General features: G+C 71.0%; 27 protein-coding genes, 1 pseudogene and 1 riboswitch. Of the genes and pseudogenes, 15 read left to right on the top strand and 13 right to left on the bottom strand.

Annotated elements, in window-relative coordinates; all coding sequences use genetic code 11:
- The first annotated feature begins 45 nt into the window (after window positions 1-45).
- Both ACWBNA_RS21695 and ACWBNA_RS21690 read left to right on the top strand, forming a co-directional pair.
- Window positions 46-693, top strand: a complete 648-nt coding sequence (locus ACWBNA_RS21695; protein WP_482706098.1) for an HD domain-containing protein — start codon at window positions 46-48, stop codon at window positions 691-693.
- A 75-nt stretch (window positions 694-768) separates the two neighbouring features.
- Window positions 769-1257, top strand: a pseudogene (locus tag ACWBNA_RS21690) (GNAT family N-acetyltransferase); the annotation flags it as partial.
- Here the strand turns inward: ACWBNA_RS21690 and ACWBNA_RS21685 are convergent.
- Together ACWBNA_RS21685 and ACWBNA_RS21680 are read right to left on the bottom strand one after the other, a co-directional pair.
- Window positions 1239-1517, bottom strand: coding sequence for a DUF4031 domain-containing protein (locus tag ACWBNA_RS21685; protein ID WP_482706097.1), 279 nt, complete (start codon window positions 1515-1517; stop codon window positions 1239-1241). The pseudogene ACWBNA_RS21690 and the gene ACWBNA_RS21685 overlap by 19 nt on opposite strands.
- Window positions 1514-1897: a hypothetical protein gene (locus ACWBNA_RS21680; RefSeq protein WP_482706096.1), complete on the bottom strand. Its 384-nt coding sequence runs from the start codon at window positions 1895-1897 to the stop codon at window positions 1514-1516. Before ACWBNA_RS21680 ends, ACWBNA_RS21685 begins: the two co-directional genes overlap by 4 nt.
- Before the next feature lie 55 nt (window positions 1898-1952).
- On the opposite strand from ACWBNA_RS21680, the gene ACWBNA_RS21675 reads away from it, so the two are divergent.
- Genes ACWBNA_RS21675 through ACWBNA_RS21665 form a run of 3 tightly spaced genes read left to right on the top strand, consistent with a single transcriptional unit; the run spans window position 1953 to window position 4728 of the window.
- Window positions 1953-2840 (top strand): MurR/RpiR family transcriptional regulator, encoded by an 888-nt coding sequence (locus ACWBNA_RS21675; protein WP_482706095.1) that lies wholly within the window; start codon window positions 1953-1955, stop codon window positions 2838-2840.
- A gap of 60 nt (window positions 2841-2900) precedes the next feature.
- Window positions 2901-3833, top strand: a complete 933-nt coding sequence (gene murQ, locus ACWBNA_RS21670) for an N-acetylmuramic acid 6-phosphate etherase (RefSeq protein ID WP_482706094.1) — start codon at window positions 2901-2903, stop codon at window positions 3831-3833.
- 52 nt (window positions 3834-3885) lie between these two features.
- Window positions 3886-4728 carry an aldo/keto reductase gene (locus tag ACWBNA_RS21665; RefSeq protein WP_482706093.1) on the top strand — a complete coding sequence of 281 codons (843 nt, stop codon included), beginning with the start codon at window positions 3886-3888 and terminating at the stop codon, window positions 4726-4728.
- Here ACWBNA_RS21665 and ACWBNA_RS21660 read toward each other — a convergent pair.
- A complete protein-coding gene (locus ACWBNA_RS21660) occupies window positions 4700-5092 on the bottom strand; it encodes a hypothetical protein (RefSeq protein WP_482706223.1) in 393 nt (130 codons plus the stop codon). The two genes, ACWBNA_RS21665 and ACWBNA_RS21660, sit on opposite strands and share 29 nt — an antisense overlap.
- A 117-nt stretch (window positions 5093-5209) precedes the next feature.
- On the opposite strand from ACWBNA_RS21660, the gene ACWBNA_RS21655 reads away from it, so the two are divergent.
- The 5 genes from ACWBNA_RS21655 to ACWBNA_RS21635 all read left to right on the top strand — a co-directional run bounded on the left by ACWBNA_RS21655 (window position 5210) and on the right by ACWBNA_RS21635 (window position 8645).
- Window positions 5210-6049, top strand: coding sequence for a helix-turn-helix domain-containing protein (locus tag ACWBNA_RS21655; RefSeq protein ID WP_482706092.1), 840 nt, complete (start codon window positions 5210-5212; stop codon window positions 6047-6049).
- Window positions 6033-6245 carry a DUF397 domain-containing protein gene (locus tag ACWBNA_RS21650; protein WP_482706091.1) on the top strand — a complete coding sequence of 71 codons (213 nt, stop codon included), beginning with the start codon at window positions 6033-6035 and terminating at the stop codon, window positions 6243-6245. Before ACWBNA_RS21655 ends, ACWBNA_RS21650 begins: the two co-directional genes overlap by 17 nt.
- 25 nt (window positions 6246-6270) lie before the next feature.
- Entirely contained in the window at window positions 6271-6804 is a 534-nt protein-coding gene (locus ACWBNA_RS21645; RefSeq protein ID WP_482706090.1) for a DinB family protein, read from the top strand.
- Window positions 6805-7030: 226 nt separating this feature from the next.
- Entirely contained in the window at window positions 7031-7909 is an 879-nt protein-coding gene (locus tag ACWBNA_RS21640; RefSeq protein ID WP_482706089.1) for a hypothetical protein, read from the top strand.
- 166 nt (window positions 7910-8075) lie between these two features.
- Window positions 8076-8645, top strand: coding sequence for a hypothetical protein (locus ACWBNA_RS21635; RefSeq protein ID WP_482706088.1), 570 nt, complete (start codon window positions 8076-8078; stop codon window positions 8643-8645).
- A 7-nt stretch (window positions 8646-8652) separates the two neighbouring features.
- Here the strand turns inward: ACWBNA_RS21635 and ACWBNA_RS21630 are convergent, their stop codons facing one another.
- The 7 genes from ACWBNA_RS21630 to thrC all read right to left on the bottom strand — a co-directional run bounded on the left by ACWBNA_RS21630 (window position 8653) and on the right by thrC (window position 16686).
- Window positions 8653-10203, bottom strand: a complete 1551-nt coding sequence (locus ACWBNA_RS21630) for a carboxylesterase/lipase family protein (protein ID WP_482706087.1) — start codon at window positions 10201-10203, stop codon at window positions 8653-8655.
- Window positions 10204-10240: 37 nt separating this feature from the next.
- Window positions 10241-11110 carry a metallophosphoesterase family protein gene (locus tag ACWBNA_RS21625; RefSeq protein WP_482706086.1) on the bottom strand — a complete coding sequence of 290 codons (870 nt, stop codon included), beginning with the start codon at window positions 11108-11110 and terminating at the stop codon, window positions 10241-10243.
- 28 nt (window positions 11111-11138) lie between these two features.
- Entirely contained in the window at window positions 11139-12269 is a 1131-nt protein-coding gene (locus tag ACWBNA_RS21620) for an NADH:flavin oxidoreductase (RefSeq protein WP_482706085.1), read from the bottom strand.
- Window positions 12270-12457: 188 nt separating this feature from the next.
- Window positions 12458-14083, bottom strand: a complete 1626-nt coding sequence (gene groL, locus ACWBNA_RS21615) for a chaperonin GroEL (protein WP_053749950.1) — start codon at window positions 14081-14083, stop codon at window positions 12458-12460.
- A 320-nt stretch (window positions 14084-14403) separates the two neighbouring features.
- Complete coding sequence (locus ACWBNA_RS21610; protein WP_007493268.1) at window positions 14404-14610, bottom strand: cold-shock protein; 207 nt, start codon at window positions 14608-14610, stop codon at window positions 14404-14406.
- Between the two features lie 431 nt (window positions 14611-15041).
- Window positions 15042-15317 carry a MoaD/ThiS family protein gene (locus tag ACWBNA_RS21605; RefSeq protein WP_053749951.1) on the bottom strand — a complete coding sequence of 92 codons (276 nt, stop codon included), beginning with the start codon at window positions 15315-15317 and terminating at the stop codon, window positions 15042-15044.
- An 85-nt stretch (window positions 15318-15402) separates the two neighbouring features.
- Window positions 15403-16686 (bottom strand): threonine synthase, encoded by a 1284-nt coding sequence (gene thrC / locus ACWBNA_RS21600; protein WP_482706084.1) that lies wholly within the window; start codon window positions 16684-16686, stop codon window positions 15403-15405.
- A 17-nt stretch (window positions 16687-16703) separates the two neighbouring features.
- Window positions 16704-16844: riboswitch (SAM riboswitch) on the bottom strand.
- 187 nt (window positions 16845-17031) lie between these two features.
- Between thrC and ACWBNA_RS21595 the strand changes: the two genes are divergently transcribed.
- Window positions 17032-17976, top strand: a complete 945-nt coding sequence (locus ACWBNA_RS21595; protein ID WP_482706083.1) for a glucosyl-3-phosphoglycerate synthase — start codon at window positions 17032-17034, stop codon at window positions 17974-17976.
- Window positions 17977-18087: 111 nt separating this feature from the next.
- Window positions 18088-19497, top strand: a complete 1410-nt coding sequence (locus ACWBNA_RS21590) for an alpha,alpha-trehalose-phosphate synthase (UDP-forming) (protein ID WP_482706082.1) — start codon at window positions 18088-18090, stop codon at window positions 19495-19497.
- On the opposite strand, the gene otsB is transcribed toward ACWBNA_RS21590, so the two are convergent.
- From otsB to ACWBNA_RS21575, 3 genes are all read right to left on the bottom strand, one after another.
- On the bottom strand, window positions 19494-20369 hold the full coding sequence (gene otsB, locus ACWBNA_RS21585) for a trehalose-phosphatase (RefSeq protein WP_482706081.1): 876 nt from the start codon (window positions 20367-20369) through the stop codon (window positions 19494-19496). The two genes, ACWBNA_RS21590 and otsB, sit on opposite strands and share 4 nt — an antisense overlap.
- Window positions 20370-20562: 193 nt before the next feature.
- Complete coding sequence (locus ACWBNA_RS21580; protein WP_383870605.1) at window positions 20563-20799, bottom strand: DUF3263 domain-containing protein; 237 nt, start codon at window positions 20797-20799, stop codon at window positions 20563-20565.
- Between the two features lie 50 nt (window positions 20800-20849).
- Complete coding sequence (locus ACWBNA_RS21575) at window positions 20850-22121, bottom strand: ABC transporter substrate-binding protein (RefSeq protein ID WP_482706080.1); 1272 nt, start codon at window positions 22119-22121, stop codon at window positions 20850-20852.
- A 116-nt stretch (window positions 22122-22237) separates the two neighbouring features.
- Between ACWBNA_RS21575 and ACWBNA_RS21570 the strand changes: the two genes are divergently transcribed.
- The 3 genes from ACWBNA_RS21570 to ACWBNA_RS21560 all read left to right on the top strand — a co-directional run bounded on the left by ACWBNA_RS21570 (window position 22238) and on the right by ACWBNA_RS21560 (window position 25452).
- Window positions 22238-23179 (top strand): ROK family protein, encoded by a 942-nt coding sequence (locus ACWBNA_RS21570; RefSeq protein ID WP_482706079.1) that lies wholly within the window; start codon window positions 22238-22240, stop codon window positions 23177-23179.
- On the top strand, window positions 23179-24390 hold the full coding sequence (gene nagA, locus ACWBNA_RS21565) for an N-acetylglucosamine-6-phosphate deacetylase (RefSeq protein ID WP_482706078.1): 1212 nt from the start codon (window positions 23179-23181) through the stop codon (window positions 24388-24390). The genes ACWBNA_RS21570 and nagA overlap by 1 nt, the downstream gene beginning before the upstream one ends.
- Before the next feature lie 132 nt (window positions 24391-24522).
- A complete protein-coding gene (locus tag ACWBNA_RS21560; protein WP_482706077.1) occupies window positions 24523-25452 on the top strand; it encodes a 1-phosphofructokinase family hexose kinase in 930 nt (309 codons plus the stop codon).
- Window positions 25453-25454: the final 2 nt, after the last annotated feature.

Here is a 25454-nt window from a genome sequence, read left to right as displayed (position 1 = left end):
GCACCACGCTAGGGGTCACGCGCGGCGCGCGGGGAGAATGGGGACATGGCCGATCCAGACGCCCTGCGCACCCGATTCGCCCGCGCCCTGGAAGGAGCCCGGGGCCGCGAGGCCGCCGGCCCCGACCCGGCGCCGTACGCCGACAACCTGCTGGCGCGCTGGCAGGAGCCGCAGCGCCGCTACCACACGTTGACCCACCTCACCGCGGTCCTCGACCACGTCGACGCGCTGGAGAAGTACGCCGCCGACCCGGACGTCGTCCGCCTCGCCGCCTGGTTCCACGACGCGGTCTACCTCCCCGACCGCTCCGAGAACGAGGAACGCTCGGCCCGCCTCGCCGAACGCGCCCTGCCCGAGGCGGGGGTCGCCGCGGACCGGACCGCCGAGGTCGCCCGCCTGGTCCGGCTCACCACCACCCACGACCCGGCCGACGACGACCCGGACGGGCAGGTCCTGTGCGACGCCGACCTGGCGATCCTCGCCGCGCCGCCGTCGGCGTACGCCGCGTACACGGCCGCCGTCCGCGAGGAGTACGGCTTCGTCCCCTCCGACGCCTTCCGCGCGGGCCGGGCCGCGGTCCTGCGGCAACTCCTCGCCCTGCCCAGGCTGTTCAGGACGCCGTACGGGCAGGCGGAGTGGGAGGCGACGGCCCGCTACAACCTCGCCGCCGAACTGGAACTGCTGACGCGGTGAGCCCGGCCGGAGTAGCGTCACAGGCCCCGACCTCCGCAGGAAGGATCACCCTCCGTGGGCGACGCCCCGATTCGCATCGACTCCGACCGGCTCATCATGCGGGGCGTCACCCCCGCCGCCGCGGTCGACCTGCACCTGGGTGGTGAGGGCGGGTTCGCTTGGGTCGCGGACGGACCGATCCAGGGGACCCGGGACGGAGCCGGGATCCTGGTGACGGCGTACGAGGCGGGCGTGCACCGGCCGGAGTGGGGGATGTTCGCGCTCGTACGGCGCGAGGACGGCCTCGCGGTCGGCGCGATGGGCTTCCACGGGCCGCCGGACGAGGAGGGCCGCGTCGAGATCGGCTACGACCTCGCCGAGTCCGCCCGCGGCAACGGCTACGCCACGGAGGCACTGCGCGCGCTGTCGGGATGGGCGCTGGCCCGCCCGGAGGTGCGGGTGCTGTTCGCGGTGATCGAGCGGGGGAACCTTCCGTCCCAGCGGGTGATCTCGCGTGCCGGGTTCACGCAGGTGAGCGGCGAGGCCGGCGACGACGAGCACTACGCCTACGAACTACGCGGCTGATCGCTCCCCTTCCGCCTCCGCAGCCCCGCCCCGTGCAGCAGCCGCACCACCTCGCGGCTGCTGACCTCCACCGCCCCCGCGGCCACCACGTCGGCGTACCGGTGCGAGGGGATGTCGTAGTGGTCCCGCTCGAAGGCCCGCGGCGGCACGCCCAACTTCTCGGCGAACGTGTGCAGTTCGGCGAGGGAGACATCGCTGACGAGGTGGGACCACAGGCGCCCGTGGCCCGGCCAGGTGGGCGGGTCGATGTACACCGTCACGACGGCGGCGTCCCGCCGGTCGCCGACCCGAGCGCCCCCACCGCGGCGACCTTCACGCCCGCCTTGTGGCACACCCAGTGCGGGTCGGGACCGAGTTCCGGCTCGACGTCCAGGGCGTGCGGATCGCCGGTGCCGCACACCGGGCACAACGGCCAGCGGCCGTACCGCTCCAGCAGCGAGTCCTGCACGTCCTGTGCGACCAGCCCGGCCACGAAGGCCACGCCCTCCGGCCACTGCTCGACCCACCAGCGCCGCTGCACGACGGAGTCCTCGACCATCGACACCACGTCCGCGGCGGCCACCTCGCCCGCGGCCAGGTCGGCGAGCACGAGGGCGCGCGCCGCGTGCAACGCCTGCTCCAGGGGGCTGATGGGGTCCATGCACCCATTGTGCGCACTCTTGACCCCGAGACCGAGACGAAAATATCTTTCACTTGTGACCCGGGACGTGAAAGAAATTTTCGGCAACAGCCTCGCCGCCAAGGTGCGCACCCTCGCGCCCTCGATGACCCGCTCCATGCAGCGCGTCGCCGAGGCCGTCGCGCAGGACCCCGCGCGCTGCGCCGCCCTCACCGTCACCGGCCTCGCCGAACTCACCGGCACCAGCGAGGCGACCGTCGTACGCACCGCCCGCGTCCTGGGCTACCCCGGCTACCGCGACCTGCGCCTCGCCCTCGCCGGTCTCGCCGCCCAGCAGCAGTCCGGCCGGGCGCCCGCGATCACCACCGACATCGCGGTGGACGACCCCATCGCCGACGTGGTGGCGAAACTCGCCTACGACGAGCAGCAGACCCTCGCCGACACGGCGGCCGGCCTCGACACCGTGCAGCTCGCGGCGGCGGTGTCCGCGCTGGCGGGGGCGCGGCGCACGGACGTGTACGGGGTCGGGGCGAGCGGGCTGGTCGCCCAGGACCTCACCCAGAAGCTGCTGCGGATAGGGCTGATAGCCCACGCCCACAGCGATCCGCACCTCGCCGTCACCAACGCCGTGCAGCTGCGGGCGGGGGACGTGGCGATGGCGATCACGCACTCGGGCTCCACCGGTGACGTCATCGAGCCGCTCCGGGTCGCCTTCGAGCACGGGGCGACGACCGTGGCGATCACCGGCCGGCCCGACGGGCCCGTCACGCAGTACGCCGACCATGTGCTGACCACGTCGACGGCTCGCGAGAGTGAACTGCGGCCGGCGGCCATGTCGTCGCGGACCAGCCAGTTGCTGGTGGTGGACTGTCTGCTGGTGGGGGTGGCGCAGCTGACGTACGAGACGGCGGCGCCCGCGCTGGCGGCTTCGTACGAGGCGCTCGCGCACCGGCACCGGCGGTAGACCGCAGGGCCGACCGTCAGAACGAAGTGGAAAAGAGCAGTGGAAAAGAGCCGTCACCCCATGACCTCCACCTCCGGCCCCGGAGACCTCCAGGCCCAGTTGGAATCCCTCACCACCGAGGCCTTCCGCCCCGAGCTCGCCGACATCGACCGGCTGCCCACCCTCGACATCGCCCGTCTCATGAACGGCGAGGACGCCTCCGTGCCGGACGCGGTGGCGCGGCGGCTGCCTCAGATCGCCGCCGCGATCGACGCCGTGGCCGAGCGGATGGGGCGGGGCGGGCGGCTGGTCTACGCGGGCGCCGGTACCGCCGGACGGCTCGGGGTGCTGGACGCGTCCGAGTGCCCGCCGACCTTCAACACCCAGCCGGAGCAGGTCGTCGGGCTGATCGCGGGCGGCCGGGAGGCCATGGTCACCTCAGTCGAAGGGGCCGAGGACTCGGCGGAGCTGGCCCGCGCCGACCTCGACGCCCTCGCGCTGACCGCCGCCGACACGGTGGTCGGCATCTCCGCCTCCGGCCGTACCCCGTACGCCATCGGCGCGGTGGAACACGCCCGGCAGCAGGGCGCGTTGACCATCGGCCTGGCCTGCAACGCGGGCAGCGCGCTCGCGGCCGCCGCCGACCACGGCATCGAGATCGTGGTCGGCCCCGAGCTGCTCACCGGCTCCACCCGCCTGAAGGCGGGCACGGCCCAGAAGCTCGTCCTCAACATGCTGTCGACGATCACGATGATCCGCCTGGGCAAGACGTACGGGAACCTCATGGTCGACGTACGCGCCTCGAACGAGAAGCTGCGCGCCCGCTCCCGCCGGATCGTCGCCCTCGCCACCGGCGCACGGGACGACGAGATCGAGCGGGCCCTCGCCGCCACCGACGGCGAGGTGAAGAACGCCATCCTGACCCTCCTCGCCGACGTCGACGGCCCGACGGCCGCCCGCCTCCTGGCGGACTCCCACGGCCACCTGCGCGTCGCGCTGGCGGCGGCCCGCTGATACGCCAACGAGGCTTGTTAGCGTGGGTGTTCGGCCAGGGGGAGGAACCGGAATGAAGCCCACGACCACGTTCCGTATCGGCGGGGATCTGGAAGTACGCCGGCTCGGATTCGGCGCGATGCGACTGCCGACCGAACCGGCGGACGCCCGCGCCGCGTCCGTCGCGCTGCTCCGGCGGGTGGTCGAACTGGGCGTGACCCTCATCGACACGGCCCACCTGTACGGCTGGGGAGCCAACGAGGAACTGGTCGCCGAGGCGCTGCACCCCTACCCCGCCGGCCTCCTCGTCACCACCAAGGTCGGCGTCGTCCGGCCGGCCCCCGACGCATGGGCCTACGACGCCCGCCCGGCCTCCCTGCGCACCCAGGTGGACGAAGCCCTGCGCCGCCTGCGCACCGACCGCATCGAACTCCTCCAACTCCACCGCATCGACCCGGACACCCCGCTCGCCGACCAGCTGGGAGCGCTGGGCGACCTCCGCTCCGAAGGCAAGATCGGCCGGATCGGCCTGTCCGAGGTGACGGTCGCGGAACTGGCCGAGGCCCGCTCGATCGTCGACATCGCGAGCGTCCAGAACCGCTACAACCTGCTCGACCGCGAACACGAGCCGGTCCTCAAGGCGTGCGAGGCGGCGGACATCGCGTTCCTGCCGTGGCGACCGCTGGCGCCCGGGGCGGCGGACAAGGAGCCCGAGATCGCGGCGGTGGCGTCCGAACTGGGGGCGACCCCGACACAGGTCGCCCTGGCGTGGCTGCTCGCGCACTCGCCGGTGATGGTGCCGATTCCGGGGACGGCGAGCCCGGGGCACCTGGAGGAGAACGTGGCGGCCGCGGACATTCGACTGACCCGGGACCAGCACGACCGCCTCAACAGGGCAGCCGCCCCTCCTTGTTGACTCTGCGGACCCGCGCCCGCAGCACCTCCTCCTGCGGCGCGGGCCCCGTCGACTCCGGCGGACAGTCCCACTCACACCCACCGGCGACCGGCCTCAACTGCACCCGCCCACCGACGTGCCCCATCACCTCCCCGAGCCGCCCGTCCCGTACGTCCACGACATGCGTACCGATCGCCGGCCGCTCCCCGCGCAGGACGGAGGCGAGCTTCTCGGCGGTACGGACATTGCACCGCCCTAGCTCGACCAGGGCGAAGGGCTCGTCGCTCGCGCCGGTCACCGGATCGACACGCAGGGAGGGCAACACGACGCCGACGCCCACGAGGGCCTCCTTCAGGGACGTCACCACTTCTTCGGTCGACCGCACGGTCATCTACCTACCTCCACGCTGAGTTAGTCATTCGCAACACAGCGTGTCCGCCACGCCCCTAACCTGGCTATACGGGACGGCCCAACAACCTCTGCTGCTTGACCGGGAGTCGCCATGCCTGGACCGAAGGACCTCGACCCGTCGTCGTCACCGCGGGCGCTGCTGGGCGCCGAGTTGCGTCACGCGCGCGAGAAGGCGGGGCTCAGCCAGGAGGACCTGGGGAACCGGCTGTTCGTCAGCGGCACGTTCATCGGCCAGATGGAGGCGGGGACGCGGCGAATGCAGCCGGAGTACGCGCGACTGCTGGACGAGGCGCTGGGCACGGGGGACTTCTTTCAGCGGAACTGTGGGGCGGCGGCCAAGTCCCGCTATCCCGAGCACTTCGCCGAGGCGGCGGAGGCGGAGGCGATTGCCACGGCGATCCGGCACTACGCGCCGATGCTGATCCCTGGACTGCTCCAGACAGCCCCGTACGCGTGGGCCGTGAACCGCGCATTCGCTCCGACGGCGCCGGAGGAGACCATCGACGAGTGGGTGGACGGCCGGATGGAGCGGACCCGTCTACTCGGCGATCCAACAAAGCCTCTGTTGTGGGCGGTACTTGACGAGGCGGCACTGCGCCGGGAGACCGGTGGCCGAGTGGTGATGGCGGAGGCCCTGCACCACGTCGCGGACCTGGCCCGCCGGAGCCGTGTCATCCTGCAGGTATTGCCGTTCAGCGCGGGCGCGCACAAGTCGATGGACGGCTCGCTGAAGCTGATGGACTTCGAAGACGCCCCTCCGCTGGCCTACTTCGAAGGGCCGGGCACCGGACGGCTGGAGGACGACCCCGCCACTGTCGCCCAACTGAGATTCACCTTCGAACTCCTCACGGCCTCCGCACTCTCGCCGGAGAAGTCCTTGGCCCTGATCGAGACGTTGGCGCAGGATGACGCCCATGAGGAACTTCCCTGAGCACGACCTGAGTACGACCATCTGGCGCAAGTCGAGCTACAGCGGCGGTGGCGGCAATGACTGCCTCGAAGTAGCCGACGGCCACCCCGCCCTCGTCCCCGTCCGCGACTCCAAGCAGCCCCACGGCCCGAAGCTCGTGTTCCGGGCGCAGACCTGGGCGGCATTCGTCGAGGCGGTCATAGAGGTCAGGATCTGACCTCGATGCCTCCTAGCGTGGCCCCATGACCGACACCACACACGCCATCACCACCGACGAGCGCGCCGATCTGCTGGAAGCCCTGGCCCACAGCCGGCGCTTCCTGCGCTTCACCGCCCGCGACCTCACCGACGAACAGGCCGGGCAGCGGACCACCGTCAGCGAGCTGTGCCTGGGCGGCCTGATCAAACACGTCACGTCGGTGGAACGGAACTGGGCGGACTTCATCCTCAACGGCCCGACAGCGATGCCCGACTTCACAGCCATGACCGAGGCCGACTTCGCCCGGCGGGCCGACGAGTTCCGGATGCTGCCCGGCGAGACGCTGGCCGGTGTGCTGGCCGACTACGACGAGACGGCCCGCCGGACCGACGAACTCGTCACGACCCTGCCCGACCTGAACGCCACCCACCCGCTGCCCAAGGCCCCCTGGAACAAGCCCGGGGCTCGGTGGTCGGCCCGCAGGGTGCTGCTGCACATCGCCGCCGAAACCGCCCAGCACGCGGGCCACGCCGACATCATCCGCGAGTCCCTGGACGGCGCCAAGAGCATGGGCTGAAAGGTCCCGAGGCTCAAGCCCTCAGCTCCGAGCCCTCTTTGCAAGGAATGGGTGGAGGGCCTCAACCCGCCCTCCCACCCCGCGTTTTGACTCGACGCGTTCGGATTGCCACGCAGAGTGACGATCGTCTAGCGTGCCCGGATAACGAGACAGAACAGCCCCCGCCAGGTGCTAGCAACACCTGCGGGGGCTTGACCTACGAGATCGAAGGAACAGTTCGATCCCCATGGCTGATGCCCAGCTTAGTGCTGCCTCCCTGCCCGCGCAGGCCCTCTCCCACCCGATGGCCGGTCCGGGTTACGGAAAACGCTCCGCACCCGACCAACGCCCCCGCACCGCGACCGACTTCGCCCATCTCCCGCCCCGCGAAGCCGCTATCGCCGCGTACCTCGACCGCCTCTCCGACGGCGCCGACATTTCCGTGAAGACGCTGGCCAAGGTGCTGCCGTACGGACAGTGCGCGCTCCGCACGGCCCTCAACCGCCTCCAGGAGGCAGGGCACCTGCGCCGCGGCCGCGAGCACCTGGCGGCGTCCGACGGGGGCTCTCGTTGGGTCACCCGATCGTGGTTCTCCCGAACCGCACGCGACGATGACTGGTGGACGGCGTTCACGCGGGGTGACGTACCGGAGCAGCCGTCGACGGACCCGCCCCGCCAGACCCGGTCCCGGGCCCACATCCTGCTCGCCGCCCTGGGGCGTACGAACCCCGCTCTCTCCCTCTCTCAGGCCGACTGCGCTACCCTCGCCCCGCTGCTCACGGAGTGGTTCGCGCGGGGTGCCACCGACGAGGCCGTACTCCAGGCCCTGACCGCCGGCCTGCCCACCCCGGTCCACCACCCGGCCGCCCTCATCCGCAGGCGCCTGACCACGAAGCTCCCGCCCGGGCCCGCACCGGCCCCGCGCCCGCCGCTACGCGTCCTGGAGTGCGCCAAGTGCGGCACCCCGGGCCGCCCGGAGGCCCTGCCGGGCGGTGTCTGCGGCGCGTGCCGGGGTGAACGCGCCTCGAGCCGTCCAGCCGCTGTGGTCCCCGCTTCCACGATCCACGCCCACGCGGCAGGGATTCGCGCCGCCATGTCGCAGCGACGGGGAAAGACACCGGTATGACGACAGGTATGTACAGTTTTCCCATCAGACGTATCCGCTGGTGGAAGCCCGCGGCCGCGCCCATCTGCTTCATGACGCATACGGTCCGTCTGGGAACACCACGCCATGAAGGGCAGCTGATGCAGCGTCCAGCCCGAGGCACCCGCGAGAACCGGAGCCGCACCCCATGAACCACGCCCAGCTCACCGCGCTGGGCCGCGCCCTGCGTCTCCTCGGAGAGCACGGCGAGGCCCTCACCGGCGACACCCCCGACACCCGGCTGCACGAGGTCAAGGCGGACCTCAAGCGCGCCCTGGACCTGCTGGCGGACAGCGTCACCGGGGCCGTGCCCTCCACGCGATGCCCCGAGCACCCCAACGGGCCCGTCGACGAGAACGCCCACGATCTCTGCCTGCTCTGCGAGACCCGGCGCCGCGCGGCCCGCCGCTCCGAGTACAACGGGCCCTCCGCGCAACCGCACCCGAGCGACCCCACGCCCTCCCGGTACGGCGTGCGCGAGGACCGGCCGCAGCCCCAGCAGCGCTGGCTGCCGGAGCTGTGGAACGGACAGGCGTGGCAGCTGTGCGGGACCCCGCGCCGGGACCGGCACGAGGCCGAGCTCTATCTCGCCGCCCAGCGGCGCGGGCCCCGGGCGGCCATGGCCTACCGGCTCGTGCACGAGTTCACCGACTACGAGGTGCTGCGCGTGTGGGGCACCCCGGTGCGCGTCGACATCGAGCCGCTCGGGAATCTGTAGGACACGCTCACGCCAGCAGCGGCATCGGCGCGAACTCGTACCCCTCCCAGATACGCCTCGACGCCTCCTCCGGATACGCCCGCACCTGCGGCTCCGCGTCCAGCACCTGCACCAGCCGCTCCCGGGTGCCGTACGCCGGCCAGCCCGGGTCGCCGGTCCTCGCGAACGCCGTCCAGGACGCCCGGAAGCGGGCCGACAGCGCCTCGGCCTCCGGCGGGACCTCGCCGCCGGGGAACAGCATGAGGCCGACATCGGCGGTGAACGTGCCGAAGAGCAGCGGGATGTCCAGCGCGTGGCAGGCGCCCAGGGCGCCACCGTTGCCCGGCGCCGGCCAGGTCAGTTCGTAGAGGTGGGCGCGGCCGCCGCCCGTGGCCTGCGCCTCGGCCAGGTGATGGCTGGGCATGGCGAACAGCCAGTCGGTCTGGACGCGTTCGAACAGCTCACCCGGTGAGGCGTCCGGGAAGGCCGCGCGGTACCCCGCCTCGCCGGCGGCACCCGGCGCGAACAACCGCAACGCCCTCCGCGCCTGCTCCTCCGTGATCGTCCCCAGCTGCCCGCCCATCGCCAGGAACAGCCGGAACTCGTCCCGGTTGTGCCCGACGACCAGCTCCACGTCCCGGCCCGCCCCGGCGGCCAGCGCCTGCCAGGGCGTGACCGGCAGCACCTCGCCGTCGACGACCGGGGAGAAGGGGGTCATGGTGGGAGCGGCCTGGCCCCACCTGCCGACGTACTGGAGCATCTTCGCGCCCAGTGCCTCACCCGCGGAGGGCAGTTCGCGCGGGCCGACCGTGGACAGGTCGGCCACCGTGGGCCGCAGCCCCGCCTCCGCCGCGATCGCGGTCGCGATGTCGCGGGCCAGCGCGTCGGAGAAGTAGGTGCCCGGCACGCTCTGGGCGATGGCCCGCCGGAACAGGCCGGACGCGCTCGGCATGGCCAGCAGGGCCGCCACTGATCCCGCGCCGGCTGACTCGCCGAAGACGGTCACCTGGCCGGGGTCGCCGCCGAACGCCGTGATGTTGTCCCGTACCCACTGGAGCGCGGCGACCTGGTCGAGCAGGCCGCGGTTGGCGGGGGCGCCCTCGATGTGGGCGAAACCCTCGATGCCGACGCGGTAGTTCAGGGAGACGACCACGACGTCGCCGTCGTGCGCGATGTGCCGGGCGTCGTAGCCGGGGCTGCCGGCGTGACCGAGCTTGTAGGCGCCGCCGTAGATCCACACCATGACCGGGCGGTGGGCGGCCGGGTCCGGGTCGGGCGTCCACACGTTGACCGTCAGCCAGTCGTCACCCGGGGGCACGGCCTGTGCGTCGCCGCGGCCCAGGAACGCCGCCTCCTGCGGGGGCGGCGGGCCGAAGGCGTACGTGTCGCGTATGCCGTCCCACGCCGGGACCGGGCGGGGCGCCTGGAAGCGCGCCTCCCCGACCGGCGGGGCGGCGAACGGGATGCCGCGGAAGACGGTCAGCCCGCCCTCCCGTCGCCCGCGCACCGCGCCGGCTTGGGTAGGGACCACGGGCGGGGCGGAGTCGGTCAGGGGACCTCGCGGCTCGGCTGTCGTCATCGTGGGCGCGCTCCTCGCTGGTCGTTGGTCTGCTGAATCATTGCTCCTGGCCATGATTCTCGACAATCGATCGCACCTGTTCCTCCCCCAGCTCCCACACCGTCTCGTGCGCCCGCGGGTCCCGCGCGTGGAAGGTGTGGAACAGCGGGCCGGCCGGTCCGCCCAGCTCCACCAGGGAGGCCGAGGCGCCGCGTACAGCCCGCTCCGTCCCCGGTGCCGCCGTCAGGTCGATGCGGTTGACCACGCCGGGGGTGACCCAGACCGGCACGGACGCCAGGAAGCCGGAGAGCTGGAGGTGGAAGTGGCCGGTGAGGACGACCCGGACGTCGGTGCCCCGGATCACCGCCGCCAAATCCTCCGGATTGCGCAGGCCGAAGACACGCTGCGTGTCCACGTCCAGGGTGATGGGCGGGTGGTGGAAGGCGAGGATCGTGCCCTGGGCCGCGGACTCCCGCAGCACCTCCCGCAGCCAGTCCAGTTGGGCGCGGCTCAGCCGGCCGTGGCCGCGGCCCGGCACGAGCGAGTCCAGCGTGACGACCCGCCAGCCGTCGGCAACCGTGCTCACGGCCGACCGCTCCGACGCCGCGGACTCCAGCACCAGATCGGGCTCCGGGTGCCCACTGCCCAGCACCTTGGCGAAGGCCACCCGCTCGTCATGGTTGCCGGTCGTGTAGAACACCGGCGCACCGAGACTCCCCGCGAACTCCCCCACCAGATCCTTCAGGGCCGTATACGCCTCCACGGACCCGTCATTGGCGAGGTCCCCGGTGACGACGACCGCGTCGACGCCCCGCTGGAACCGGAGTTCGGTGAGCATCAGGCGCAGGGACTCGGTGGCGTTGACGCCCTGCTTGTTGGGGGCGTCGGTGCGTTCCAGATGGGTGTCCGAGAGATGAAGTATCCGCATCTCTCGGACACTAGAGGGGAACTGGCACTCAGGACAGGGTCGCCAGCGCCGCCGCCTCGTACGGCTTCAGCTCGTCGAAACGGTCGCCGAGCACCTTCGCCGCCCACTCCGGGTCCTGGAGCAACGCGCGGCCAACGGCGACCAGGTCGAACTCCTCGGCCTCCAGCCGGTCGAGCAGGTCGTCGAGGCCCCGGACCGGGGAGCCCTCGCCCATGAAGCCCTTGATGAAGTCGCCGTCGAGGCCGACCGAGCCGACGGTGATGACGGGCTTGCCGGTGAGCTTCTTGGTCCAGCCGGCCAGGTTGAGGTCCGAGCCGTCGAACTCGGGCAGCCAGTAGCGGCGGGTGGAGGCGTGGAAGGCGTCGACACCGGCCGCGGCGAGCGGGGCGAGGACGGCCTCCAGCTCCTCGGGGGTCTCGGCGAGGCGGGCGCGGTAGGCCTCCTGCTTCCACTGCGAGTAGCGGAAGATCACGGGGAAGTCGGACGAGACGGTCTCGCGGACTGCCGTCACGATCTCCTCGGCGAACCTGGCGCGGGCCACCGGGTCACCGCCGTAGGCGTCGGTCCGGCGGTTGGTGCCGGCCCACAGGAACTGGTCGACCAGGTAGCCGTGGGCGCCGTGGATCTCCACGCCGTCGAAGCCGATCCGCTCGGCGGCCGCGGCGGCCTCGGCGAACGCGCCGATGACGTCGTCCAGGTCGCTCCGGGTCATCGCCTTGCCGGTGGGCTCGTCGGCGCCGATGCGCAGCCCGGAGGGGCCGACGGCGGGGGCGTCGGCGTACGGCGGCTGGCCCTGCTCGCGCACCATGCCGATGTGCCACAGCTGCGGCACGATGGTGCCGCCCGCCGCGTGCACGTCCGCCGCTACCTTCGCCCAGCCCGCGAGCTGCTCCTCGCCGTGGAAGCGCGGGATGTCGTCGCTCTGTCCGGCCGACTCGTGGCCGACGTAGGTGCCCTCGGTGACGATCAGGCCGACCCCCGCGGCGGCGCGGCGCTCGTAGTACGACGCCACGTCCGCGCCGGGGATGCCGCCCGGGGAGAACGCGCGGGTCATGGGCGCCATCACGATGCGGTTCGGGACGGTCAGGCCGTTGATCACGGTGGGCCGGGCGAGGATGCGGGCCGCGCGGGAGGTGGACTCGGCGGTGGTGGCGGTCACGTGGGGGCTCCAATGAAACCAGTCGGTATGTGCATGCGCATATACGGTACGCAGGTTTCAACCGACCCACCGGCCACCGCATTCCACCTGTGCTGTGATCCCGGACACGCCCGAGGGCGGCACCCCCTGTCTCCAGGGAGTACCGCCCTCGGCGTCGTACAGCGATGAACTCGCGATCCTCGGAAGGATCAGAAGTCCATGTCACCGCCCGGCATGCCGCCGCCGGCCGGGGCAGCGCCCGCCTTCTCCGGCTTGTCGGCGATGACGGCCTCGGTGGTGAGGAACAGCGCGGCGATGGAGGCGGCGTTCTGCAGGGCAGAGCGCGTCACCTTCGCCGGGTCGATGATGCCTTCGGCGATCATGTCGACGTACTCACCGGTCGCGGCGTTCAGGCCGTGGCCGACGGGCAGGTTGCGCACCTTCTCGACGATGACGCCACCCTCGAGACCACCGTTGACGGCGATCTGCTTGAGCGGGGCCTCCAGGGCCAGCTTCACGGCGTTGGCGCCGGTCAGCTCGTCACCCTCGAGGTCCAGCTTCTCGAAGACCGAGGAGGCCTGGATGAGGGCCACGCCACCACCGGCGACGATGCCCTCCTCGACGGCCGCCTTCGCGTTGCGAACGGCGTCCTCGATGCGGTGCTTGCGCTCCTTGAGCTCGACCTCGGTCGCGGCACCGGCCTTGATGACGGCCACGCCGCCCGCGAGCTTCGCCAGGCGCTCCTGGAGCTTCTCGCGGTCGTAGTCGGAGTCGCTGTTCTCGATCTCGGCGCGGATCTGGTTGACCCGGCCCTGAACCTGCTCGGAGGAGCCGGCACCGTCGACGATGGTGGTCTCGTCCTTGGTGATGACGACCTTGCGGGCACGGCCCAGGAGGTCGATGGAGGTGTTCTCCAGCTTGAGGCCGACCTCCTCGGAGATGACCTCGCCGCCGGTGAGGATGGCGATGTCGTTCAGCATCGCCTTGCGGCGGTCACCGAAGCCCGGGGCCTTGACGGCGACGGACTTGAAGGTGCCACGGATCTTGTTGACGACCAGGGTCGACAGGGCCTCGCCCTCGACGTCCTCGGCGATGATCAGCAGCGGCTTGCCCGACTGCATGACCTTCTCCAGGAGCGGGAGCAGGTCCTTGACGGAGCCGATCTTGGAGTTGGCGATCAGGATGTACGGGTCGTCGAGCGACGCCTCCATACGCTCCATGTCGGTGGCGAAGTACGCCGAGATGTAACCCTTGTCGAAGCGCATACCCTCGGTGAGCTCAAGCTCCAGACCGAAGGTCTGGGACTCCTCGACGGTGATGACGCCTTCCTTGCCGACCTTGTCCATCGCCTCGGCGATGAGCTCGCCGATCTGGGTGTCGGCGGCGGAGATGGAGGCCGTGGAGGCGATCTGCTCCTTGGTCTCGACATCCTTGGCCTGCTCGAGCAGGGCACCGGAGACGGCCTCGACGGCCTTCTCGATACCGCGCTTGAGGGCCATCGGGTTGGCGCCGGCGGCTACGTTGCGCAGACCCTCGCGCACCAGCGCCTGGGCGAGCACGGTCGCCGTGGTCGTTCCGTCACCGGCGACGTCGTCCGTCTTCTTGGCGACTTCCTTGACCAGCTCGGCGCCGATCTTCTCGTACGGGTCCTCGAGCTCGATCTCCTTGGCGATGGAAACACCATCGTTGGTGATCGTGGGCGCGCCCCACTTCTTCTCGAGGACGACGTTGCGGCCCTTGGGGCCAAGGGTGACCTTGACGGCGTCGGCGAGCTGGTTCATCCCGCGCTCGAGACCGCGCCGTGCCTCCTCGTCGAACGCGATGATCTTGGCCATGTGAAGTGGTCCTCCCGGACAGGGGGTGGATTTCTCCGGACCGCGCTGGCGCCCGCGACGGACGGCCTGCCTGCCGCGTGGTTCCTTGCCCCACATGGCCTGCGGGCCTCACCGACCCGGTCCTCGTTGTCACTCTCACCTTCAGAGTGCTAACGCCAATGATTAGCACTCGCCCCTGCCGAGTGCAAGCGCCTGCCGGGGAACGGTCCGCCCCGCGCCGACCTGTTCCGGACATGCCGAAGGGCTCGTAACCCATGACTCCCCATGGGATACGAGCCCTCCGAAGAACAGAAGAACGTCGCTGTCAGTCGGCGCGTGCTTCAGCCGGTCGCCAGTCGGACCATGTCCGCCTGCGGCCCCTTCTGGCCCTGCGAGATCTCGAAATCGACTCGCTGACCTTCCTCCAGGGTGCGGTAGCCGTCCATCTGAATCGCGCTGTAGTGGACGAAAACATCCGCACCACCGTCGACCGCGATGAAGCCGTACCCCTTCTCCGCGTTGAACCACTTGACGGTGCCCTGAGCCATGCCTAACTCCCCTATTACTGGCCCTTGCACAGATCCACACTTCGCGGATCCGGGTCAGACCTCACCCCCCACACGGTTGGGGGCGTGCGCCGGAACGCGTCGACCGCGGCCGAATGTATCTGTCCAACTGCCCTCTGCAACAGGTCAATCGGACGAGAATTCCGGACGTGCGGGGTCCGGAATGTAGTGAGAATTCACCCGAACTCAGGGCAAGTCGGGCCCCACAAAAAGCACAAAAGCCGCAAAAGAAGCACACACTTTGGCTACTTCTTATCGGGTGCAAGGGGAAACTGAAGGGCTTCCGACCCGGAGATCGGCATCGTGTTCCCCAACTGTACCGCGCTCAACCACATTGAATTGCCCCCTCCGCTTCTCTTACGGAGGGGGCAATTCGATGAACGCTCGGTAATCGAAGTTACCGACGGTAATAATCAGCCGCCGGCCACGGCCGGAATGATCGAGACACCGGCACCGTCCGGGGTGGCGGTCTCCAGCCCCTGCTCGAAGCGGACGTCGTCGTCGTTGACGTACACGTTGACGAACCGGCGCAGCTTGCCCTGGTCGTCCAGGACTCGCGCGGCGATACCGGTGTGGTTCTTCTCCAGGTCGGTGATGACCTCGGCGAGAGTGGCCCCCTCGGCGGCGACCTCGGCCTTGCCACCGGTGTAGGTGCGCAGGATGGTGGGGATGCGGACGGTAACGCTCACGATGTGACCTCCGGTCAGGGATACGGGCCTAGGGGCGCGGGGAGCTGCGCGACCAGCCCCCACCGGCCTGCAGCTTGGAGACGGACTAGACGAGACCAGCCTCGCGGAACGACTCCAGGTTCGGACGAATGGTCGCGGTCAACCCGGTCCCCGCCACCGCGTCCAACGTCTTGAGACCGTCACCCGTGTTCAGCACGACCGTGGTCTTCGTCGGGTCGAGGAGACCGCTCTCGATCAGCTTCCGCGCCACGCCCACGGTCACACCACCGGCGGTCTCCGCGAAGATGCCCTCCGTGCGCGCGAGGAGCTTGATCGCGTCCACGATCTGCTCGTCGTTCACGTCCTCCACCGCACCGCCCGTACGCCGCGCGATGTCGAGGACGTAGGGGCCGTCGGCCGGGTTGCCGATGGCGAGCGACTTGGCGATGGTGTTCGGCTTCTGCGGCCGGACGACGTCGTGCCCGGCCTTGTAGGCGACGGACACCGGCGAGCAGCCCTCGGCCTGCGCTCCGAAGATCTTGTACGGCTTGTCCTCGACGAGCCCGAGCTCGATCAGCTCCTTCAGACCCTTGTCGATCTTCGTGAGCTGCGAGCCGGAGGCGATCGGGACGACCAGCTGGTCCGGGAGCTGCCAGCCGAGCTGCTCGCAGATCTCGTACGCCAGGGTCTTGGAGCCCTCGGCGTAGTACGGCCGCAGGTTGACGTTGACGAAGCCCCAGCCCTCGCCGGCCGGGTCGCCGATCAGCTCGGAGCAGAAGCGGTTCACGTCGTCGTAGTTGCCCTCGATGCCGACGAGCTCGCCGCCGTAGATGGCGGCCATGACGACCTTGCCCTGCTCCAGGTCGTGCGGGATGAACACGCAGGAGCGGAAGCCCGCGCGGGCGGCGGCGGCGCCGACGGCACCGGCCAGGTTGCCCGTGGAGGAGCAGGAGAGGGTGGTGAAGTGGAAGGCGCGGGCGGCCTCGATGGCCTGGGCGACGACGCGGTCCTTGAAGGAGTGCGTCGGGTTGCCGGAGTCGTCCTTGACGAAGAGCTTGCCGGCGTCGACACCCAGCTCGCGGGCGAGGTTGTCGGCCTGGACGAGCTTGGTCCAGCCGGGGTTGATGTTCGGCTTGTCCGCCACGTCGGCCGGGACGGGCAGCAGCGGCGCGTAGCGCCAGATGTTCGCGGGTCCCGCCTCGATCTGCTTGCGGAGTTCTTCCGTGTCGTATGCGGAGAAGTCGTAGGCGATCTCGAGCGGGCCGAAACACTCCTCGCAGGCGAAGACCGGGCCGAGGGGCACGCGGTGACCGCACTCGCGGCAGCTCAGCGCTGCGGCGGGGCCGAGGTCTACGGTGTTCGTGGTGCTTGCATCAGTCTGCACAGCCATGGAGGCGAGGCCCTTTCTCCTCATCTTCCTCACGACGCACTTCGCCGTGAGACGGATTTGGCACCTTCCCTAGTCGGGAGCCTCGCTGGTGACGAGAACCGACTGGAGGGTTGCCGGGGCTTCATCGGGCCGTATCCCTCTGCCCCTCTGGATGAGCGGTATGTAGTTGTTGATCGTTGAAACGGAACGCGGACCCCGACATGCGATGGTCATCAGCGTTGTTCAAGACTGTAACCGAAGGCCAGGACAGTTGAGCCAGCCGTCCGAACCGCGAGATGGATCACATGGTCTGCGAGAGAGCATGGATCACACGCTCGCCGAGAGAACGCAGAGGAGCCGCGCACTGTGCTGAAGGAAGTCGAGCGTTGGCTGAGCACTCGCTCCTGGTCGAAGACCGATCGCCCGCTCCACAAGATCATGGCCGCGAAACGCGCCACGAACCAGACGGTCAGTGTCGTGCTGCCCGCGCTGAACGAGGAGGAGACGGTCGGTGACATCGTCTCCGTGATCCGTCACGACCTCATGCGGCAGGTCCCGCTCGTCGACGAGATCGTCGTGGTGGACTCGGGATCCACCGACCGCACCTCCGAAGTGGCCGCCGCCGCGGGGGCCCGGGTCGTCCATCGCGACGACATCCTGCCCCGCATCCCCACCGCTCCCGGCAAGGGCGAGGTGCTCTGGCGCTCGCTCCTGGTCACCAGCGGCGACATCGTCTGCTTCATAGACGCCGACCTGAAGGAGTTCTCCTCCGACTTCGTCTCCGGGATCGTGGGCCCGCTGCTCACCGACCCCGGCATCGACCTCGTCAAGGGCATGTACGACCGCCCGCTGCGCGGCGCGGCCGGTCAGGGCGGCCGGGTCACCGAACTGATGGCCCGCCCGCTGCTGAACATGCACTGGCCGCAGCTCGCCGGTTTCGTCCAGCCGCTCGGCGGCGAGTACGCGGCCCGCCGCTCGCTCCTGGAACAGCTCCCCTTCCCGGTGGGCTACGGCGTGGAGCTGGGCATGCTGATCGACGCCCTGCACCTGGTCGGCCTCGACGCGCTGGCCCAGGTCGACGTGGGTGTGCGCAAGCACCGCCACCAGGACGGCCAGGCGCTGGGCCGGATGTCCGCCGCGATCTACCGCACGGCCCAACTGCGGCTGGCCCGCGGGCACCTCGTGAGGCCCTCCCTCACCCAGTTCGAACGGGGTGAGGACGGCTTCGAGCCGCGTACCTACTCCGTGGACACCGAGGAGCGGCCGCCGATGGTCGAGATCGTCGAGTACGCGCACCGAAAGGTCGCCTGACCGGGCGTGTTTCCGGCATCCGAGGGCCGTCAGGAGCCGTACAGGGCCGTGTACGGCCCTCGGAGCCACCCGAACGTTTGAGTGTTTCCGGGCCGGGCTAGGTTGAGGCGTATGGCTGCAACGCATGGTGCTCGGAGTGCTGAGGTACTGGTCGCGTCCAACCGCGGCCCCGTTTCGTACGAGGTACGCCCGGACGGTGCGGACGGCACGCTCCACGCCAAACGGGGCGGCGGCGGGCTGGTCTCGGGGCTGTCCGCCATCGGACCCGACGCGGACGCGCTGTGGGTGTGCTCGGCGCTGGGCGACGGCGACCGCGAGGCGGTACGGCGCGGGGTCGGCGAGCCAGGCGTCCGCATGCTCGACATCCCCGCCGACGTGCACGCCGCCGCGTACAACGGCATCGCCAACTCCGTGCTGTGGTTCGTCCACCACATGCTGTACCAGACGCCGCTGGAACCGGTCTTCGACGCGGAGTTCCGACGGCAGTGGGCGTCGTACGAGACGTACAACCGCGCGTTCGCCGAGGCGCTGGCCGAGGACGCGGCCCAGGGGGCGGCGGTCGTCGTACAGGACTACCACCTCACCCTCGTCCCGGGCATGCTCCGCGAGCTGCGCCCGGACCTGCGGATCGGCCACTTCTCCCATACGCCGTGGGCGCCGCCGGAGTACTTCCGGATGCTGCCGGACGACATCGCCGGGCAGATCCTGCGCGGCATGCTCGGCGCGGACCGGCTCGGCTTCCTCACCCACCGCTGGGCGGACGCCTTCACGGCCTGCTGTACGGAGTTCGCCGGGGGCCTCGGCGACACCCGGATCGGCGTGCACGGGCTGGGCGCGGACGCGGACTTCCTGCGCGAGCGGTCGCACGAGGCGGACGTCGAGGAGCGGATCGTCGCCCTGCGGGCGGAGATCGGCGAAGGCCGTCGCGCGATCGTCCGCGTCGACCGCACCGAGCTGTCCAAGAACATCGTGCGCGGTCTGCTCGCCTACCGGCAGCTGCTCGACGACCACCCCGAGTGGCGCGAGCGGGTGGTGCACGTGGCGTTCGCCTACCCGTCCCGCCAGGACCTCGCCGTGTACCGGGAGTACATGGCGGAGGTACAGCGGCTGGCGGACGAGATCAACGCGGAGTACGGCACGCCGGGCTGGACCCCGGTCCTGCTGCACCTGAAGGACGACTTCGCACGCTCCCTGGCCGCGTACCGCCTCGCCGACGTGGCCCTCGTCAACCCCATCCGGGACGGCATGAACCTCGTCGCCAAGGAGGTGCCGCTGGTCTCCGACGAGGGGTGCGTGCTGGTGCTGTCGCGGGAGGCGGGCGCCTTCGAGGAACTGGGCGAGGACGCGATCGCCGTCAACCCGTACGACGTCGTCGGCACGGCGGACGCGCTGCACCAGGCCCTGACCATGCCGGCGGGCGAACGGGCGGAACGGACGAAGAGGCTCTCCGCTGCGGCGACCGCCCTGCCGCCGACCCGCTGGTTCCTGGACCAACTGGACGCGCTGCGCCGACTGGGCTAGGACCTGCCGATCCGCTCCGCAAGCGCCCTCAGCACTCCTACGACCCCTTCCGGGCCGTCGACGACCACATCGGCCCGCTCGCTCAGCTCGGTGACCTCGTCGCTGCCGCTGCAGACCAGCAGGCCGGGTGTGCCGTCGGAGCGGAGTTCGTCGACGGCGGCGAAGGCGGGGAGGTCGCCGAGGTCGTCGCCGGCGTAGAGGACCGACGTGGCGTCGATCTCCCGGACGTACTCCAGGAGGGCGACGCCCTTGTCCATGCCGGGTGGGCGGAGTTCGAGGACGAGTCGGCCGGGCTCGACGATCAGCCCGTGGCGCGCGGCCAGTTCGGTGAGGGGGGTGCGCAGGGCCTCGAAGGCGGCCTGCGGATCAGCGGCCCTGCGGGTGTGTACGGCGACCGCGCGCCCCTTCTCCTCGATCCACGCCCCCTCCCGGACGCCGGCCTCGTCGAGCACCGCCGGCAACTCGGCGCGGACGGCGGCGACACCGGGGTGCGGGGCGGGTGCGCTGACGGTTCCGGTACGGGCGTCCCAGCGTTCGGCGCCGTAGTGCCCGAGGACGACGAGGTGTTCGAGACCCGGCACTCCGGCGAAGCCGCCATGCCGAACGGCCACCGCGGCCGGACGCCCGGTGACGACGGCGACGGCGGCGACCTTCGGAGCGAGCGCGGCCAGTACGCGCACCGCCTCCGGATGCGCCCGGGCCTGCTCCGGATCCGCGACGATCGGCGCGAGCGTCCCGTCGAAGTCGAGCGCGATCACCGCGCGCCCCGGTCGAGCGAGCAGGGCGTCGAGCCCGTCCCGCCCTGCCGGGGTGGCCGGCGTCGGCAGGGGGTCAGTGACGTTCGGGTCCGTGGATTCCGTGTGGCTGCCCATGCGTCGACCTTATCCAGGCAGGCCCCCGAGCACGCGGCAGCCCTGGGGGCTCCGCCCCCAGACCCCCGGCCTTCGCCCACTGGAGGTCAAGGGCCACTGCTCTCCCGACCGAGTCGGGTGGTGGGTGGGCACAGGCACGGGGGTCCAGGGGGCGGAGCCCCCTGGTACACGGTGGGGCGAAGAGGCGGCGCCCCTACCGCTCGGCGCGCCGCGCGTCCCGTACCCGCCGCAGGCGGTTCACCGTCACCGGGTCGAAGGCCAACGCCCGCTCGTCGTCGAGCAGTGCGTTCAGCAACTGGTAATACCGCACCGGCGCCAGCCCCAGCTCCTCCCGTATCGCCCGCTCCTTCACGCCGGGCCCGCTGAAGCCACGCCGTTCCAGCGCGAGGATCTCCCGCTCCCGGCGGTCCAGTCGCTGCTCCTCGTCCATGCCCGCACGCTAGCCGCCGGCACTGACAGCCGAGTACCGCGCGGTCTGGACTACCGCGCGCTCTGCGCCTGAGCCGCCGTCGTCTGCAGCCGGCTCAGCACGGCGGACGGGCTCCCGCCCGAGGCCACGGCCTGTCCGATGCCCTTCTTCACGGCCGCGCTGACCTGCGCCCAGGACGTCTCGCCCACCGGATACGTCTCGGACAGCGGCAGTTCGGCGAGGAACGGCTTGAGGTCGGCGTCCCGCTTGGCCGCGCTCATGACCTCGGACGCGGAGTTGGTGACCGGGAGCAGGTCGTACTCGCGGGAGAAGGCGAGGACGTTCTTCTCGTCGTAGACGAAGTCGAGGAAGTCGCCGATCTGCTCGGCGTGCCCGTTCTTCTTGAAGGCGGTCATCCAGTCGGCGACGCCCATGGAGATCTTGTTCTGGCCTTCCTCGCCGGGCATCGGCACCATGCCGAACTTCACGCCCTTCTTCTCGGCCATCTTCATCAGCGAGGGATGCCCGTTGAGCATGCCGACGTCCCCGTTCGCGAACGCGGCGAACGCGGCGGCCCGGTCGAGCTTCCCGGGCGCTACCGGACCGGTCAGGCCCTTGCCGACGAGTTCGTCCTTGAGCCAGGTGAAGGTGTCGATGTTCTCCGAGGAGTCGATGCTGTACGTGCCGAGCGTGTCGGTGTAACCGCCGTCGCCGCTGAGCAGCCACTGCATGGTCTCGGCCTGCGCCTCCTCCGGCCCGAGGGGCAGCGCGTACGGGTACTTCACGCCCTGGGCCCTGAGCGCCTCGGCGTCCGCGGCGAGCTCGTTCCAGGTCGTCGGCGGGGTGAGACCGGCCTCGGTGAAGAGGGTCTTGTTGTAGAAGAGCAGCCGCGTGGAGGCGGCGAACGGCAGGCCGTACTGGACGCCGTTGACCTCGCCCGCGTCGGACAGCTGGGAGATCCAGTCGGCCTGGACGGGGATGGAGACCAGGTCGTCGGCCTTGTAGAGCTGGTCCGCGGCCGCGTAGTCGGCGTACGCGCCGATCTGAGCCATGTCGGGGGCCTTGCCCGCGTCGACCAGCTCCTTGACCTTGCGGTCGACGTCGTTCCAGGAGTAGACGCTCACGTCGACCTTCACGCCGTCGTGCTTCGACTCGTACTCCTTGACCAGGGCGTCCCAGTACTTCTGGGAGCTGTTGGCCGTGCTGTCGCCGTAGTCGGCGGCGACCAGCTTCAGGGTCACCTCGCCGGTGTCGCCGGTGAGGCCGCAGCCGCCCAGGACCGCCGTGAGGCCCAGTGCGGACACCGCCGCGATCGTTCCCGCCCTACCGCGCTGCACTGCCATCGCTCCAACATTGTCGATCATCGAAACCCTCGAAAGGTCATACATATTACTTCCATAAGGTCTACACCACGTGAGTGGACTAGACCTCTTGAGGGTCCACGGGTCAAACTGTCCTCGTGAGACACGTCATCGCCCTCGATGTGGGCGGCACCGGGATGAAGGCCGCCCTGGCAGGGGCGAACGGCGCACTGCTGCACCAGGCCCGGCGCGCCACCGGACGCGAGCGCGGGCCGGACGCGGTGGTCGAGGGCATCCTCGGCTTCGCCGCCGAGCTGCGCGCGTACGGCATCGAGCACTTCGGCGAGCCCGCGGCCGCCGCCGGCGTCGCCGTCCCCGGCATCGTCGACGAGGACCGCGGCATCGCCGCCTACTCGGCCAACCTGGGCTGGCGTGACGTACCCCTGCGCGAGCTGCTCGGCGAAGTACTGGGGGTCCCCGTCGCCCTCGGCCACGACGTGCGCACCGGCGGCCTCGCGGAGGGCCGGATCGGCGCGGGCAAGGGGGCCGACCGTTTCCTGTTCGTCCCCCTCGGCACCGGCATCGCGGGCGCCATCGGCATCGGCGGCCGGGTGGAGTCGGGCGCCCACGGCTTCGCGGGCGAGATCGGCCACATCGTCGTACGGCCCGGAGGGGCCCCGTGTCCGTGCGGGCAGCACGGCTGTCTGGAGCGGTACGCGTCGGCGGCGGCGGTGAGCGGGGCGTGGGCGGCGGCCACCGGAGATCCCGGGGCGGACGCGGCCGACTGCGCGAAGGCCGTCGCGTCCGGCGACCCGAACGCCGCAGGCGTGTGGCAGGACGCCGTGGACGCCCTGGCCGACGGCCTGGTCACCGCGCTCACCCTGCTGGACCCGCGCACCCTCATCATCGGTGGCGGGCTCGCCGAGGCGGGGGACATCCTGTTCACACCGCTGCGGGAGGCCGTACGGCGGCGGGTCACCTTCCAGAAACTCCCGTCGATCGTCCCCGCGGCCCTGGGGGACACCGCCGGCTGTCTCGGTGCCGGGCTGCTGGCCTGGGACCTCCTCGAATCGACCGACCGTACGGAGGTAACCCCCTGATGGCCACCCCCCCAGGGGCGCGGGGAACTGCGCGACCAGCCACGACGAACCCGCACTCCGCAACCGGCAAGGCACCCACGATCCTCACCGGCGCCAACGTGGTCATGCCGACCGGAACCATCGAAGACGGCCAAGTCATCGTCGACGGCACCCGCATCGCCGGCACGGCCCCAGAGAACGCCCACCTGATCGACGTAAAAGCCCACTGGCTCGTGCCCGGCTTCGTCGACATCCACAACCACGGCGGCGGCGGAGCCTCCTTCACCTCCGGGACAGTCGACGAGGTCCTCCAGGGCATCCACACCCATCGCCTGCACGGCACCACGACCCTCGTCGCCTCCACGGTCACCGGTGACATGGACTTCCTGGCCCAGCGGGCCGGAATGCTGTCGGAACTGGCCGAGCAGGGCGAGATCGCCGGGATCCACTTCGAGGGGCCGTTCATCTCGCCGTGCCGCAAGGGCGCGCACGCCGAGGCACTGCTGCGCGACCCGGACCCGGCGGAGGTCCGCAAGCTGATCGACGCGGCGCGGGGCACGGCGAAGATGGTGACCCTCGCCACCGAGCTGCCCGGCGGCCTCGACTCCGTACGCCTGCTGGCCGAACACGGCGTCATCGCGGCGATCGGGCACACGGACGCGACGTACGAGCAGACGGTGGAGGCCATCGAGGCGGGCGCCACGGTCGCCACCCACCTCTTCAACGCGATGCCCACCCTCGGCCACCGCACCCCCGGCCCGATCGCCGCCCTGCTGGAGGACGAGCGGATCACCGTCGAGCTCATCAACGACGGGACGCACCTGCACCCGGCCTCCCTCCAGCTCGCGTTCCGTCACGCGGGCGCGGACCGGGTGGCGTTCATCACGGACGCGATGGACGCGGCCGGCTTCGGCGACGGGCGCTACATGCTCGGCCCGCTGGAGGTGGAGGTCGCCGACGGCGTGGCCCGCCTGGTGGAGGGCGGCTCGATCGCGGGCTCCACCCTCACCCTGGACCGCGCGTTCAAGCGGGCGGTGACGATCGACAGACTGCGCGTCGAGGACGCGGTCGCCGCGCTCTGCGCCAATCCGGCCCGCCTGCTCGGCATGGACGACACGGTCGGCTCCCTGGAGCCCGGCAAGAACGCCGACCTGGTCCTCCTGGACGCCGACTTCGCGCTGAAGGGTGTGATGCGCCGGGGTGAATGGGTGGTCGATCCACAACTGGGGTGATCTGTCCGTCTGTTGGGGGCGGCGGTTGTCCTGTCAAACTGGGAGGACCGTCGTCCGCTTGGCATGATCGGCCCTCCGGACCGACAGACGGCAAGCGCGTTCTGCAAGTCTCCTCGGGGGAGGTCGAGCCAGGTGATCCTCACCGTCACGCTGAACACCGCTCTCGACATCACCTATCGCGTGGTGTCCCTGCGCCCGCACGCCTCCCACCGGGTCACGGACCTGACCGAACGGCCCGGCGGCAAGGGTGTGAACGTGGCCCGGGTCCTGGCGGCCCTCGGCCACGAGGCGACGGTCACGGGCTTCACGGGCGGCGCGACGGGACGGGCCGTGCAGGACGCACTCACCGCGGTGCCGGGCGTGACGGATGCCTTCGTGCGGGTCGCCGGCGCCACCCGCCGCACGATCGCCGTCGTGGACGAAGCGACCGGCGATACGACCCAGCTCAACGAGCCCGGGCCGACGGTCAGCCCGGCCGAGTGGTCCGCCTTCCAGGACGCGTACGAGGATCTCGTCCCGTCGGCGTCCGCGGTGGCCCTGTGCGGCAGCCTGCCGCCGGGGGTGCCGGTGGGGGCGTACGCGGGACTGGTGCGGACCGCGAAGGCGGCCGGTGTCCCCGTTCTCCTCGACACCAGCGGGGAGGCACTGCGGCGCGGGGTGGCCGCCCGCCCCGACCTCGTGAAGCCGAACGCCGACGAACTGGCCGAGCTGACCGGCTCCCACGAGCCGTCGCGCGCCACCCAGGACGTCCGCCGTCGCGGCGCCCGGTCCGTGGTCGCTTCTCTGGGCCCCGATGGCCTGCTCGCCGTCACCCCGGAGGGCCGCTGGCGGGCCACCCCGCCGACTCGCGTCCACGGCAACCCGACCGGCGCCGGCGACTCCGCGGTCGCGGGCCTGCTGTCGGGCCTGGTCGAACGGCTCCCCTGGCCGGACCGGCTGGCCCGCGCGGTCGCCCTGTCGGCGGCGACGGTGCTGGCGCCGGTGGCGGGGGAGTTCGACCGGAGGGCCTACGAGGAGCTGGTCGAACGGGTGACGGTGACGGGGGAGGTCAGCGCTGCGTGAGC

Source organism: Streptomyces sp. Q2, assembly GCF_056820935.1.
This window is presented reverse-complemented; position numbering and strand designations above follow the sequence as displayed.